This window comes from Pedobacter sp. (assembly GCF_045628745.1).
In the GTDB taxonomy this organism is placed as follows: domain Bacteria; phylum Bacteroidota; class Bacteroidia; order Sphingobacteriales; family Sphingobacteriaceae; genus Pedobacter.
Genome location: NZ_JAZQPU010000319.1, coordinates 1 through 14,940, shown reverse-complemented (window position 1 = coordinate 14,940; position 14,940 = coordinate 1). Strand labels below are relative to the sequence as shown.

Annotated in this window: 9 protein-coding genes; 7 read left to right on the top strand and 2 right to left on the bottom strand. The window is 38.5% G+C overall.

What is annotated here, in order from left to right:
* Positions 1 to 92 precede the first annotated feature (92 nt).
* From ACR2F7_RS11895 to ACR2F7_RS11885, 3 genes are all read left to right on the top strand, one after another.
* On the top strand, positions 93 to 2,279 hold the full coding sequence (locus ACR2F7_RS11895) for a glutamine synthetase III (RefSeq protein ID WP_432713779.1): 2,187 nt from the start codon (positions 93 to 95) through the stop codon (positions 2,277 to 2,279).
* 78 nt (positions 2,280 to 2,357) lie between these two features.
* Entirely contained in the window at positions 2,358 to 3,539 is a 1,182-nt protein-coding gene (locus tag ACR2F7_RS11890) for an AIR synthase related protein (protein WP_432713778.1), read from the top strand.
* A gap of 297 nt (positions 3,540 to 3,836) precedes the next feature.
* On the top strand, positions 3,837 to 5,666 hold the full coding sequence (locus tag ACR2F7_RS11885; protein ID WP_432713777.1) for a cytochrome c oxidase subunit I: 1,830 nt from the start codon (positions 3,837 to 3,839) through the stop codon (positions 5,664 to 5,666).
* A gap of 51 nt (positions 5,667 to 5,717) precedes the next feature.
* On the opposite strand, the gene ACR2F7_RS11880 is transcribed toward ACR2F7_RS11885, so the two are convergent.
* Positions 5,718 to 9,044, bottom strand: a complete 3,327-nt coding sequence (locus tag ACR2F7_RS11880; protein WP_432713776.1) for a TonB-dependent receptor — start codon at positions 9,042 to 9,044, stop codon at positions 5,718 to 5,720.
* 289 nt (positions 9,045 to 9,333) lie between these two features.
* On the opposite strand from ACR2F7_RS11880, the gene lpdA reads away from it, so the two are divergent.
* From lpdA to ACR2F7_RS11860, 4 genes are all read left to right on the top strand, one after another.
* Positions 9,334 to 10,722: a dihydrolipoyl dehydrogenase gene (gene lpdA, locus ACR2F7_RS11875; RefSeq protein ID WP_432713775.1), complete on the top strand. Its 1,389-nt coding sequence runs from the start codon at positions 9,334 to 9,336 to the stop codon at positions 10,720 to 10,722.
* An 83-nt stretch (positions 10,723 to 10,805) separates the two neighbouring features.
* Entirely contained in the window at positions 10,806 to 11,645 is an 840-nt protein-coding gene (locus ACR2F7_RS11870) for an MBL fold metallo-hydrolase (protein ID WP_432713774.1), read from the top strand.
* 325 nt (positions 11,646 to 11,970) lie between these two features.
* Positions 11,971 to 12,831, top strand: coding sequence for a sigma-70 family RNA polymerase sigma factor (locus ACR2F7_RS11865; protein ID WP_062547391.1), 861 nt, complete (start codon positions 11,971 to 11,973; stop codon positions 12,829 to 12,831).
* A 356-nt stretch (positions 12,832 to 13,187) separates the two neighbouring features.
* Positions 13,188 to 14,132, top strand: a complete 945-nt coding sequence (locus tag ACR2F7_RS11860) for a M28 family peptidase (RefSeq protein WP_432713773.1) — start codon at positions 13,188 to 13,190, stop codon at positions 14,130 to 14,132.
* Between the two features lie 6 nt (positions 14,133 to 14,138).
* On the opposite strand, the gene ACR2F7_RS11855 is transcribed toward ACR2F7_RS11860, so the two are convergent.
* The coding region (locus ACR2F7_RS11855; protein WP_432713772.1) for a S41 family peptidase at positions 14,139 to 14,940 on the bottom strand (802 nt) is incomplete at its 5' end.

Here is a 14,940-nt window from a genome sequence, read left to right as displayed (position 1 = left end):
CGGCATTATTCACAAAAACACTAGTATATTTCACTAAATATTACCGAATATTAATAATATAATCTATTTTTGTTTAAATTTCAAACTAATCAATGAATACTTTAAGAACAGCTGCATTAAAAGAAGCACAATCTAGAATTTCTCCCGAGGTTTCCGCACCATCCACTAAAATTTCAGAGTTTTTTGGATGCAATGTGTTTGACAAGAAAAAAATGAAAGATTTCTTATCTAAAGAAGTTTTTGAAAAATTAAGTTCTTCCATTAACCAAGGTGAATTAATTAATCAGGATGATGCCAACCATATCGCTCAGGCGATGAAAACCTGGGCAATGTCAAAAGGTGTAACCCACTACACGCACTGGTTTCAACCATTAACAGGCACCACTGCTGAAAAACATGATTCATTTTTTGAGCCTAGTGGTGATGGTGCCATTGAAAAATTTGCAGGTAGCGCTTTAGTTCAACAAGAGCCTGATGCTTCTAGTTTCCCTAATGGTGGAATCCGTAATACATTTGAAGCACGTGGTTATACCGCATGGGACCCTTCTTCTCCAGCCTTTATCATGGAAAGCAAAGCAGGTAAAACCCTATGTATCCCTACTGTATTTGTTTCTTATACCGGAGAAGCCTTGGATTATAAAGCCCCTCTATTAAAAGCATTAAACGCACTAGATAAAGCAGCAATTGATGTTTGCCAGTATTTTGATAAAAGCATTACTAAAGTCTCTGCCTCTTTAGGTATTGAACAAGAATATTTCTTAGTAGACCTTGCCTTATTTAACGCCCGTCCTGATTTAGTTTTAACCGGCCGTGCTTTATTTGGACACATGTCTGCTAAAGGACAACAATTAGAAGATCATTATTTCGGTTCTATTCCTGAACGTGTATTTACTTACATGGTGGACTTTGAAAACGAAGCCTTAAAACTAGGTATTCCTCTAAAAACTCGTCACAATGAGGTTGCGCCATTGCAATTTGAATGCGCTCCTATCTATGAAGAAATCAACCTTGCCATTGACCATAACCAATTGTTAATGGACCTAATGGAAAAAGTTGCCCGCAGACATAACTTCAAAGTGTTATTACACGAGAAACCTTATGCTGGCATCAATGGTTCAGGTAAACACAATAACTGGTCGTTAATTACTGATACTGGTAAAAACTTGTTATCACCAGGTAAAACACCAAAAAACAACCTGATGTTCCTTGCTTTCTTTGTAAATACAATTAAAGCTGTACATGAACATGCAGATTTATTAAGAGCAAGTATTGCTTCTGTAAGTAACGATCACCGTTTAGGTGCTAACGAAGCTCCACCAGCAATTATTTCTATCTTCCTTGGTTCACAACTTAATGATGTCTTAGATGAGATTGAATCTTCTCGCAGCATGATCAAGAAAGTGAAAAGCGAAGATTCTTTATGGTTAGGTATTCCTAAAATTCCACAAATTAATTTCGATACCACTGACCGTAACCGTACTTCTCCATTTGCTTTTACAGGTAATAAATTTGAGTTAAGAGCGGTAGGTTCTTCAGGTAACTCTGCTGCACCGATGACAGTATTAAATGCTATCGTTGCTGATCAATTGACTAAATTCAAAATTGAAGTTGATAAACTGATTAAAAAAGGTGAGAAAAAAGATGTTGCCTTATTAACGATTATCAAAAGATACATCAAAGAATCTAAAGATATCCGTTTTGAAGGAAATGGTTACAGCCAGGAGTGGGAAGATGAAGCTACAAAACGTGGTCTTTCAAATATTAAAACTACACCTAAAGCTTTAGATGCTTACGTAAGTGAGAAATCTATTGAGTTATTTGGTAAAACTAATATCTTCAGCGAACGCGAATTGCACGCTCGTCATGAGATCTTGTTAGAAAGCTATTACAAGAAACTTCAAATCGAAGCGCGAGTAATTGGTGAAATGGCGAACAGCATGGTCATCCCTGCTACCATTTCTTACCAAAACTCATTGCTTGAAAACGCTAAAGGCTTAAAAGAATTAGGATTGCCGAAAGAAGCTTTAGAAACTCCTCTTGCCATCATTGGTAAAGTTTCAGACCACCTTAGAATTCTGAAAACAAGTATTGATGCAATGCTTGAAGAACGTAAAGTAACCAATGCTATTGAAGATTCACGTGATAAAGCAATTGCTTATGATGAGAATGTGAAGAGCTATTTTGATGCTATCCGTTACCATACTGACAAATTAGAGCAGATTGTTGACGACAACGTTTGGCCTTTACCAAAATTCAGAGAGCTGTTATTTTTAAAATAACATAAATAATTCATTAGTTTGATAACTTCTGCCCTAAAAAGCAGGAGTTTTTTTTTTGTTTCTATATCTTTGCCCCACATGAGTGATAACAGGTACAACCAACGTGGCGTTTCTGCCTCTAAAGAAGATGTGCACCAAGCCATCAAAAATATTGATAAAGGCATTTTCCCGCAGGCATTTTGTAAAATTATTCCTGATATTTTAGGGAATGATGAGGAATTTTGCAACATCATGCATGCCGATGGTGCAGGCACAAAATCATCCTTAGCGTATAGCTATTGGAAAGAAACCGGCGACATCTCGGTTTGGAAAGGGATTGCACAAGATGCCATCATCATGAATATTGATGATTTGATCTGTGTAGGTGCTACAGAAAACATCTTATTGTCTTCTACCATTGGCAGAAATAAAAACCTGATTACAGGCGAAGTCATTGCAGCCATTATTAATGGTACAGAAGAGATATTGGCAGACTTACGTGAACAAGGCATCTCTATTTACTCTACAGGTGGTGAAACGGCTGATGTTGGTGATCTTGTACGAACCATTATAGTCGATTCTACCGTTACATGCCGCTTAAAACGTGAAGATGTCATCAGCAACCACCATATCCAGAATGGTGATGTCATTATTGGCCTTTCTTCTTACGGACAAGCGAATTATGAAAAGGAATACAATGGTGGCATGGGCTCTAACGGTTTAACTTCTGCCAGACATGATGTGTTTAATAAAGATATAGCGAAAAAATATCCTGAAACATTCGATCCTGCAGTGCCAATAGACTTGGTTTTTTCTGGTAGCAAAGCCTTAACTGCAGAAGTAAAAATTGATGAAAACACTACTATTACCGCAGGCAAATTGGTATTGTCTCCAACACGTACTTATGCCCCTGTAATTAAAAAGGTATTAGCGGCACACCGTAAACAAATCCACGGCATTGTACATTGCAGTGGTGGTGCACAAACTAAAGTGCTGCATTTCATCAATGATGATGTGCATGTCATTAAAGACAACCTTTTTCCTATTCCACCCCTTTTTCAATTGATTCAGGAAGAGTCCGGAACAGATTGGAAAGAGATGTACAAAGTATTTAACATGGGCCACCGGATGGAATTATACGTTCCGCAGGAAATTGCTGCAGACATCATCGAAATTTCAAAAAGCTTCAATATTGATGCGCAGATTATTGGTCGAGTAGAAACAAGTGCTCAAAAACAAGTAACCATCGAAAGCGAAAAAGGTACGTTCATCTACAACTAACCTTCGTTTCATATTCACAGGGCCTGTATCATTTATTTGCTACAGGCCTTTTTTTATCGCTTTTTTAAAGGCCGGTATTTTTCCCTTACATCAGTTGTAAAAGAACCTTCAATAGTCAACTTGAACAAGGCTATTTTACACTGTTTTTTCTCCAAAATTCATTCTTCATTATTTCAATTTTCAAGTTTATAATTAGTAAATTTATGAAGTCTTTTTAAGAGGTTAAACGCTAATGAAGTACCATAGCTTCATCTTTATAAAGTCTAAGTCCACCTTATTTCCAACAAATCTTATGCGATGGAAACAGCGACTATACACCACAAAGAATCTTTCCTGACCAAATATATTTTCAGTCAGGACCATAAAATGATCGCCAAACAATTCCTGATCACGGCAGTTATCATGGCATTCTTTTCACTACTGCTCACCATCATCTTCCGCATTCAACTAGCCTGGCCAGAAAGCTCCTTCCCTCTTCTACAAACCTTTTTAGGTTCATGGGCAGAAGGTGGCCGCATTAAACCAGACTTTTACCTCGCCCTGATCACCATTCATGGCACCATCATGGTCTTCTTTGTGCTGACAGCAGGTTTGAGTGGCACCTTTAGCAACCTCCTCATTCCCTTACAACTGGGTGCACGTGATATGGCCTCTCCTTTTCTCAACATGCTTTCCTATTGGTTCTTTTTTGCGGCATGTGTGGTATTGACCTCTTCTTTTTTTGTGCAGAGTGGGCCTGCAAGTGCCGGTTGGACCGTCTATCCGCCACTTTCAGCTTTACCTACCGCTATATCAGGCTCAGGACTAGGCATGACGCTTTGGCTCATCAGCATTGTGTGTTTCATCGTTTCTTCTTTAATGGGAGGCATTAATTACATCAGCACCATATTAAACATGCGCACTACAGGAATGGATTTATGGAAAATGCCACTCACTATCTGGGGAGTGTTCTTTACAGCCATTTTAGGAGTCCTCACGTTCCCCGTCCTTGTTGCGGCAGTGGTCTTACTCACCTTCGACAGAAGCTTCGGCACAAGCTTTTATTTGTCTGATATTGTTATTGGTACTCAGGTGCTTCCCAATCAAGGTGGAAGTGTGATCCTCTGGGAACACCTGTTTTGGTTTTTAGGCCACCCTGAAGTGTACATCGCCATACTTCCTGCTTTTGGCATTGTTTCAGAAGTTATCGCTACCAATGCACGTAAACCTATATTCGGTTATCATGCTATGGTTTATTCGCTGATTGGCATCCTTGTGCTCTCGTTTTTAGTATGGGGTCATCATATGTTTGTTTCAGGCATGAACCCCTTTCTGGGTGGCGTTTTTATGATCACCACCTTACTCATTGCCCTGCCCTCTGCCATTAAAACATTTAACTACCTCGCTACCCTGTGGCGCGGCAGCCTTCACTTTACCCCTGCCATGCTATTCGCCATAGGCTTTGTCTCCTTTCTAATATCTGGAGGATTAACAGGCCTGTTTTTAGGCAACGCCACCATAGACATCAATGTTCATGACACCTATTTTGTTGTTGCCCATTTCCACCTGGTGATGGGTTGCGCCTCCATTTTCGGCATGCTTGCCGGCGTTTACCATTGGTATCCTAAACTTTTCGGAAGAATGATGAACCCCAAGCTCGGTTATCTTCATTTCTGGGTCACCTTTATTTGTGCTTATATGGTGTTCTTTCCCATGCATTTTATGGGCCTTGATGGCGTACCCCGCAGGTATTATGCTTTTACAGAATTTGAATACATGCAGAAATGGCTCAACATCAACAAGGTCATTTCCTGGTCGGCCGTTGTAGCGGGCATGGGTCAGATAGCTTTCCTGTATAATTTTTTCCATTCTATTTTCTGGGGAGAAAAAGCAGTTCAGAATCCATGGCGCTCCAATACATTAGAGTGGACCACCCCTGTTGAACACCATCACGGCAACTGGCCAGGAGAAATTCCTCATGTTTATCGCTGGCCATATGATTACAGCAAACCTAACCACGATGAAGATTTTATTCCACAAAACATCCCTTATTCTCAAACCATGAAATCCAACGTTCCTTCAGATTTTGAACACAATCCCGAGGCACAAAAAATACAGAAGGCCTGGATGGAAAAACAGGAGACATAAAAAAAGGGTGCCCTTTGGAGGCACCCTTTTTTTATGATTGGTTGTTATAAACTAGTTGAAGTTATAACGTACACCGAATTGCATGTAATAAGTAGAAGAGATGGTTTGAGTAGTACCAAAGCTATCTCTAACAATGTCACCGTTTGAGGTAGCCATTCTGAAAGTAGGTTTAGTTGTGCCACCAGCAACTAAAGAAGAAACGTTAGCTGGAGTTAAGATACCCATGTTTCTTACATATTGTAATGTACCCCAGTCTTTATTTAACAAGTTACCAAAGTTAAATACGTCCATCGTAAATTGGAAGGAGTTCTTTTTACCACCGATGTTTCTGAAAACTTCCTGAACTAATTTAAAGTCAACTTGATTTCTCCATGGCGTTGTTGCACCGTTACGTTCAGCATATTCACCTCTGTGTTTGCTTAAGTATTTATCACCATTGATATAATTATCAAAGATGTCACTTTGCTCAGCAGCAGTGTAAGTTTTAGTGCCAACAGTTAATGGAACGAAATCAATTTCAGATTTATCTTTAGGTACATAGATCAAATCATTTGTTTGTCCATCACGGTTAAAGTCTGAAGAGTAGTAGTAAGAGTATCTACCTTGAACACCACCTTCATAGAACATACTGATGGTAGTTGCTAAGTTTTTCAAGTATTCTTTACGGTAAGAAACAGATGCAATTACACGATCAGGAATAACATTACTTGTAGCACTTAAGCTAGCTACGTTGGTGTTACCAGTGCTGTTGTATGGGTAAGACCATAAGTTAAGGATCTGGTCACCACCACCATCACCAAAGTTTTTACCACCACTTTTAGTATAGGCAGCAGATAAACTTAAACCTTGAGCAAATTGTTTGTTCAATTGAACACTTCCAGACCAGTAGTTACCGCCTTCAGCGTTGTCCATCACAATTGCAGACAATGCATTGGTAGCAGTTTTACTTGGTAAACCTTTACTATCTAATTTATTGATGTATTTATCAACGTTTGCATTAGGGTAGATCATTCTGTTATCTGCATAACCAGCAATGTTCAGGTTAGTTGGATCAACCAAATTCGCATTTCTTGCAACAACTGCATAAAGATCTTTTTGGTAGATACCTTCAACAGTACCCACAATACCGAATGGTAATTTAAAGTCAACTGCTAAACTAGATTTCCATGTTTGAGGGAATCTTAAACCTTTAGCCATTGCACTGATGTTACTTGGAATTGCCGTACCAGCAGCAGCTTTCGTCGTAGGGATATTTGCTGTTGGATCAGGGTTAAAATATGGTGCATCATTACCAGAATAAGTCTGTGTAAATTGCAATAAACCAGCATCACCAGACTGAGCAACGATCCATACAAATGGAATTCTACCAGTAAAGATACCAGAACCACCACGAACTTGTAAAGAGCGATCGCCGTTTACATCCCAGTTAAATCCAAATCTTGGAGAAAAAGTAGTACGTGCTTCAGGTAAAACACCTGTATCAATTTTTTCACCGTTAGCAAAATCTAAAGCAGCTACTAATGGATGTGTTTTAACCTCACTTACATCAGGGAAAGATGGTCTTTCTACCCTTACTCCAGCTGTTACTTTAAAGTTGTTTGATACAGTGAACTCATCTTGGATGTAAGCCGATAACTGTGCAAATTTAAAGCTTGGGTAAGCTTGAGAACCATCAGCAGTTAATGGGTAAGTAATGGCAAAGTTTACTGGTCTTGCATTATTTACGAAATCTTCCCATGAATTAAAAGTATAGAAACCAGTTCCAAAACGTTGGAAACCGTTTTTAGTCGTACTTGTTTCATATTGAACACCTAAAGTAACGTTGTGCTTACCTAATGCCATTGTAAAATCGTCATTGTAAGTATAAGTTTCAACGTCTCTTAAGTTTCCATAAGTAAAGGGCTCATAACCAAAACTGGTCATTGGGCTACCTACAGTACCTGTTGCTTTGTTATCTAAGATGTCAACAAAAGGAAACAATGCACTGTTAGAACTTCTAGGGTCATTTTGGTGAGAGTAAGTAGCTCTTAAAGAGTTGGTAAACTTGCTACCAAAAGATGAAGATAATTCAGCAGCACCAGAATATAAGTTCTGCTCCTGGAAGTAGTTTGTATTAGAGAATGGTAAAGCAAAGTTACTGGTACGGTTATTAGCATAGTTAATGTTACTACCACTTGTAGAAGTACTTGCAGTAAATGGAGATTTACTTTCTACCTGGTTGTAACGGATGTTGAAACGGTGATTTTGAGAGATGTTCCAATCTAAACGTGCTAATAATTTAGTGTTGTTAGATTCGTTATCATATCCTTGGTAAACACCTGGATCGTAGTTATATTTAGAAATTAAATAATTTTTTACAGTGTTCATGTAATCTTCTGTAGGTCTTGAAACAAAAGATGGCGTACCAGTTACACCGTAAGGCAAGGCAGCTGTAGAAGCAATGTTAGCAGTACCTGGAGAGATACTTTTGCTCCACTCACCGTTAACGAAGAAGAATAATTTGTTTTTAATAATCGGACCACCTAAGCTGAAACCAAATTGTTTCTGGTCAAATTTCTGAACGTTAGTAATTTCATAATCTTTAACATTTTTACCTTGCTGATCATCATTACGCATGGTATAAAATGCTGAAGCTGTAAAATCATTTGTTCCTGAACGTGTTACTGCATTGATTGAACCACCGGTAAATCCAGAAGCACGTACATCATAAGGGGTAACGTTTACAGAAATCTGCTCTAAAGCGTCAATAGAGATTGGAGAACCACCTGCAGGTACGTTAGAACCAATACCAAATTGATTATTAAAGTTAGCACCATCTACAGTAAAGTTGTTTGAACGTGAACTTCCACCTGCTAATGAACCATTTGGTCCACCACCTTGTGGCGTTAAACGTGTAATATCATTTACACTTCTGGTAATGGTAGGTAAGTTTTGAATCTGTGTTCTGGTTACAACAGTAGATGTACCACTTTTATTAGAATTCAAAATCGCATTTGGCTGCGAACCTACAATTGTAACCTCAGTAAGGTTAGCTGCATTATCAGCTAGAACAACGTTCAAAACGTAAGGTTCACCTAATTTAAGGTATACATTACCGAACTTTTGTGCTTTGTAACCAACAAAAGATACTTCAACAGTGTAAGGACCACCTACACGCATGTTTCCGATGGTAAAACGGCCATCATTGTTACTGGTAATGCCATAAACTGTTCCAGTTGGTGTGTGAGTGGCTTTCACACTTGCTCCTGGAAGAGCCGCTTGTGCGTCTTTAATAGTACCAGTCATCGATGATGTGGTCACCTGAGCCTGCGCAACAGAAAAAGATCCAACAATGGCAAAGATGATTACTACTACTTTAAATAGTAAAGATTTTTTCATACTTTTTAGATGAATTTTATAAATTTTGTTAGTTGTGTAATTTATTGGCGCAAAGATAATTATTTATTGATCACTCTTTAAGTTTTCTGTGTTAAATAATCGTTAAGTTCCACCTATTTCTTACAGATGATTAACATTTTTAAAATACCTTTAAATTACAGCTAAACAGACCCTTAAAAATTCACATCAAGAATTTTACGTAATACTTTTACTCTTGTCAGCTTAATGGCCTATATAATCAACATTTTTTTTAATTTTGGCATATATATTAAGTTATTCCTTTTAAGATATGAACTACGATTTAATAGTAATAGGCAGCGGTCCCGGTGGATATGTAGCTGCAATAAGAGCATCGCAACTGGGTTTAAAAACTGCAATTGTGGAACGTGAGTCCTTAGGTGGAATCTGCCTTAACTGGGGTTGTATACCAACAAAAGCCTTATTAAAGAGCGCTCAGGTTTTTGAATACATCAACCATGCTGCAGAATACGGTATCAAAACCGCAGGTGCTGAAGCTGACTTTGCTGCTGTTGTTAAACGCAGTCGTGGTGTAGCCGAAGGCATGAGTAAAGGTGTTCAATTTTTAATGAAAAAGAACAAGATTGAAGTCATCATGGGTACAGCGAAAGTGAAGCCCGGTAATAAAGTGGACGTAAAAGCTGCTGATGGTTCTCAAAAAGAGATTACTGCAAAAAATATAATTGTAGCTACAGGCGGAAGATCACGTGAACTTCCAAACGTAAAACAGGATGGTAAAAAAATCATTGGCTACAGACAAGCAATGGTATTACCAGAACAACCAAAATCTATGGTCATCATTGGTTCTGGTGCTATAGGTTCTGAGTTTGCTTATTTCTACGCAACAATGGGTACTAAAGTAACCATCGTTGAATTCATGGACAACATTGTTCCTGTAGAAGACGAAGACATTTCAAAACAATTGTTACGCAGCTTCAAAAAAGTAGGTATTGACATCATGACATCTTCAAGTGTAGAGTCTGTTGATACGACCGGTGCAGGCTGCAAAGTGCAGGTTAAAACTGCTGCTGGTATGCAAACTATTGAATGTGATATTGTTCTTTCTGCTGCTGGTGTTGTTGCCAACATTGAAAACTTAGGTTTAGAAGAAACAGGTATTAAAACTGAAAAAGGTAAAGTAATTGTAGATGAGTTTTACAACACAAGTGTAAAAGGATATTATGCAATTGGTGATATTGTTGCCGGACAAGCATTAGCCCACGTTGCTTCTGCAGAAGGTATCATCTGTGTAGAGAAAATTGCTGGTCACAACCCAGAGCCCTTAGATTACAACAACATTCCTGGATGTACTTATACTTCTCCGGAAATTGCTTCTGTAGGTTATACTGAAAAAGCAGCTAAAGCAGCAGGTTACGAGTTAAAGATCGGTAAATTCCCTTTCTCTGCTTCAGGTAAGGCCAGTGCCGCAGGTGTTAAAGATGGTTTCATCAAAATGATTTACGATGCCAAATATGGTGAGCTTTTAGGCGCACACATGATCGGTGCTAACGTAACTGAAATGATTGCTGAAATTGTGGTTGCCCGTAAATTGGAAACTACAGGTCATGAAATGCTGAAAGCTGTACACCCTCACCCTACCATGAGTGAAGCGATTATGGAAGCTACTGCTGATGCCTATGGTGAAGTAATCCACTTATAAGCTATATTTAAAATACATTTGGAACCTGCTGATCATTCAGCAGGTTTTTTTTTACATTTACATTCCTAACCAATTATTACAGCATGAATTTACATACCATCGACACAGGCTTATTTAAATTAGACGGCGGCGCCATGTTTGGCGTGGTTCCTAAATCTATCTGGCAAAGAACAAACCCTGCAGATGAGCGTAATTTATGCACCTGGGCCATGCGATGCCTGCTCATTGAAGATGGCGACAGGCTGATTTTAATTGATAATGGCATTGGCGATAAACAGGATGCGAAGTTCCTCGGTCATTATTACCTGCACGGTGATGATACTTTGGACAGCTCCCTGGCAAAAAAAGGCTTTCACCGCAATGACATTACTGATGTGTTTTTAACACACCTGCATTTCGACCACTGTGGCGGCTCAATTGTTAGAGAAGGCGACAAGCTCGTTCCTGCCTTTAAAAATGCTGTCTATTGGAGTAATGCCCAACATTGGGACTGGGCGGTTAACCCGAACGACAGGGAGAAAGCTTCATTTTTAAAAGAGAACATCTTACCTATCCAGGAAAGCGGACAGCTGCAATTTGTTGATGACAAAGATGGGGTAGAATTTCATCCAGGGGTAAACATCCGTTTTGCTTACGGCCATACAGACGCCATGATGCTGCCTCAAATTCAATACAAGGATAAAACCATTGTCTATATGGCAGATCTTTTACCTTCGGTGGGCCACATTCCCCTGCCTTATATAATGGCATATGACATGTTTCCTTTAAAGACGCTGACCGAAAAGAAAGCATTTTTACAGGAAGCGACTGACAAAAACTACATCCTGTACCTTGAGCATGACCCCATCAATGAGTGTTGTAGTTTACAACAGACAGAAAAAGGGGTAAAACTAGATCAAACTTTTAAACTTACGGATATTTAATTCTATACCAGCACCTTTAGCTCCATAACGGGAGCTTATTTAATTTCCTGACAATAGCGCGACAAATTATTATCTAAATAATTGCCGGGGTGTTTTTCCTCCTTAAAACACCTTTAAATATCTATAAACTAGGTAATTTACCCTTAATATTCTTTGGAACTATGACAACTGACAAAACAAAGTTGGAATAATATTTGTTGTTAGGATATGATATAAATAAATGGTGTAAAGTGTAACGTTTTCAGGATTTTATGTCCGTAATTACCTTTTAATTCTTACTTTTGCACGTCATAAAAAAACACATAACGAGTACCAAAGCACATAAATGAGACAACTCAAAATCACGCAATCCATTACCAATCGCGAAAGTCAATCATTAGACAAGTATCTTCACGAGATTGGTAAAGTAGATTTAATAACCGCGGAAGAAGAAGTAATATTAGCAAGAAAAATACGCGAAGGTGATCAAGCGGCATTAGAACGCCTAACCAAGACCAACTTACGTTTCGTAGTTTCTGTAGCTAAACAATATCAAAATCAAGGATTAACCTTAGGTGACTTAATAAACGAAGGAAACCTGGGCTTAATTAAGGCTGCAAAGCGTTTTGATGAAACCAAAGGTTTCAAATTTATCTCTTATGCGGTTTGGTGGATTCGTCAGTCTATTTTACAAGCTATTGCTGAGCAAAGTCGTATTGTGCGCTTACCTTTAAACCAGGTAGGTTCCCTAAGTAAAATCAGTAAAGCTTTCTCTAAGTTAGAGCAGGAATTTGAACGCGAACCTTCTCCGGAAGAGTTAGCTGACATCCTGGAAACTACTGTAGATAAAATATCTGACACTTTAAGTAACTCTGGTCGTCACGTCTCTATGGATGCACCATTTGTGCAAGGTGAAGAAAATACTTTGTTAGATGTGTTGGAAAATCATGAGCCGAATACAGATAGCAGCTTAATTAATGAATCACTTTCTGAAGAAATCAAACGTTCTCTTTCTACGCTTACTGAACGTGAGCGTGAAATTATCGTTCTTTTCTTTGGCTTAAGCACTAACCACCCTTTATCTTTAGAAGAGATTGGGGAGAAATTTAACTTAACACGTGAACGTGTACGTCAGATTAAAGATAAAGCTTTACAACGTCTACGTCATACTTCAAGAAGTAAAATCCTTAAATCTTATTTAGGATAATACATTACATAAGGCCACTCAGGTATACCCTTTCATAAAGAGGTTGATTATTAAAATGATCAACCTCTTTTTATTTTATTAGCTTAGAAAAGCTATAGCTCCCTACATTCTTCCTTTCAACAATCGCTAGACAATGATTGTTAAATCAACAAAAAAATCCTCATTTCTATTGTTTTAAATGATGCCGGTCATTTATAGATGGTTACGTTCTAGTCGGCAAATCAATTTTGATTTAGTTTTTGTAATCCTGTAAGTTTTTTAAAAATGATGTATTAGAGTCATAATTTAATGATATATTAGATCATTGGAATGTCATAAACATTAAAGATACCAGTAAAACTAACTTTCCCCCAGACATGAGAATTTATTTATTATTGCCTCTGGCACTTCTTTTCAGTTGCAGCACAGTGAAGAATTCAAATTCTAACGCTCAAAATGCGTCACAACTAATCAAGGACCTAAAAGAACTTTCTTCAGATACCTACCAAGGCAGAAAAACAGGTACTAAAGGGGCTGAACTGGCCAGGAGTTATATTGTTAAACGTTTTAAAAGCATAGGATTAAAGTCTTTCGCTTCGCTACCTAATTACGAACAAAGCTTCAGCTTTAAAGACATGAGCGGCAATAATGTCAGCGGTAAAAACGTGGTAGGTTATATACCCGGAAAAACAGATGAAGTCATTGTACTTTCAGGTCATTATGATCATTTAGGCGTGCTTGACAATGAAATTTATAACGGTGCGGACGACAATGCATCGGGCATCGCTGGCTTATTAAAAATTGCTGCCCATTACAAAAAAGCTAAGCCCAATTACACCCTTGTATTTGTAGCCTTTGATGCAGGAGAACAAGGCTGGAAAGGCTCTTCAGCATTTGTTGCACAGCCACCATTCAACCTGGCGAAGATTAAATTAAACATTAACTTAGACATGATCAGTCATAATGACAAAGGTCAGCTCTTTGCCGCGGGAACCTATAAATTCCCTGAGTTAAGAAAATACATTGTACAAAGTAACCCAGAGTTGAGGATATTATTCGGGCATGACAACCCCAAACAAAAAGTAGATGACTGGACCAACCAAAGTGACCAGGGTGCTTTTGACGCAAAAAATATTCCCTGGATTTATTTTGGCGTGGAAGATCATAAGGATTACCATAAAGCCACAGATAAATTTGAGAACATCAACCAGCCTTTCTTTATCAATGCTGCCAATGCCATCCTTGAGATAGTGGATAACATTGACAGACAAGGTGCTTTACAAGCCGTGTTCAGAGAAAAAGTGCAAATGAAAAAGCAATAACAGCTTTTAATTTTTCAAGTGATGTCTGGTTTCAATCATGCCGGTAAACTGCTCTTTATTTTTTGCCGTTGAAAGCAAGCCTAAAGAAGAGGCTACAGCCACTTTTTTACCACGAATACTCATCGTTGCATTGGAGGAAGTTACTGCCATAGCCGGTGCTAAAATCTCTAATGCTGCTTTTGTATAGCTCTCCAGAGGATCGCCGAAGTCATGTGTTGCATCATCATATAAAGCATTGGTATTTACATCTATTTTATCCGGCGTAAAACCAGCATAATAACCGCCCTCATCCTTTGAATTTTTGCTTTCAAACATCGACATATAGACATCGTATTTGTTTTCCAGTCTGATAGGGAAAAAGCCTACGGGTTTGCCATAAGTAGTTTTACCAACCAATTTTACATTAACAAAAGGTTTAAGGCTATTGATCACCAGCTCACTTGCAGAAGCGGTGCCACCGGAGACCAGAAAAACAACATTCGCCACCTGTGTTAAGTTCCCTTTCTTACTAAAAATAGTCGTTTGCCTTGCTACAGAAAAATCAACATCAGCATAAGTATCACTTTTGCCATCCTTATCCTGATCCTGAGGCTTGTCGTTTTCATCCAATAATAGCTGGTGAGAAAGAATGGTGGCCTTATTCTCCCTCATCGTTTGGTTATAATACTCTTTAAACATCGTACCGGTAGCCGTAGAAGGCGCAATTAAATTGATGAGGTGTTCGGCTGTTTCTACATAACCGCCACCATTATAACGAAGATCAATAATTAAATCACTCACACCATCAGCGGCATATTTAGCAAATGCG

Coding starts and splice junctions, on each gene's coding strand:
- ACR2F7_RS11885 (WP_432713777.1), top strand. CDS start 3,837: ATGGAAACAGCGACTATACACCACAAAGAATCTTTCCTGACCAAATAT.
- lpdA (WP_432713775.1), top strand. CDS start 9,334: ATGAACTACGATTTAATAGTAATAGGCAGCGGTCCCGGTGGATATGTA.
- ACR2F7_RS11895 (WP_432713779.1), top strand. CDS start 93: ATGAATACTTTAAGAACAGCTGCATTAAAAGAAGCACAATCTAGAATT.
- ACR2F7_RS11870 (WP_432713774.1), top strand. CDS start 10,806: ATGAATTTACATACCATCGACACAGGCTTATTTAAATTAGACGGCGGC.
- ACR2F7_RS11880 (WP_432713776.1), bottom strand. CDS start 9,044: ATGAAAAAATCTTTACTATTTAAAGTAGTAGTAATCATCTTTGCCATT.
- ACR2F7_RS11890 (WP_432713778.1), top strand. CDS start 2,358: ATGAGTGATAACAGGTACAACCAACGTGGCGTTTCTGCCTCTAAAGAA.
- ACR2F7_RS11865 (WP_062547391.1), top strand. CDS start 11,971: ATGAGACAACTCAAAATCACGCAATCCATTACCAATCGCGAAAGTCAA.
- ACR2F7_RS11860 (WP_432713773.1), top strand. CDS start 13,188: ATGAGAATTTATTTATTATTGCCTCTGGCACTTCTTTTCAGTTGCAGC.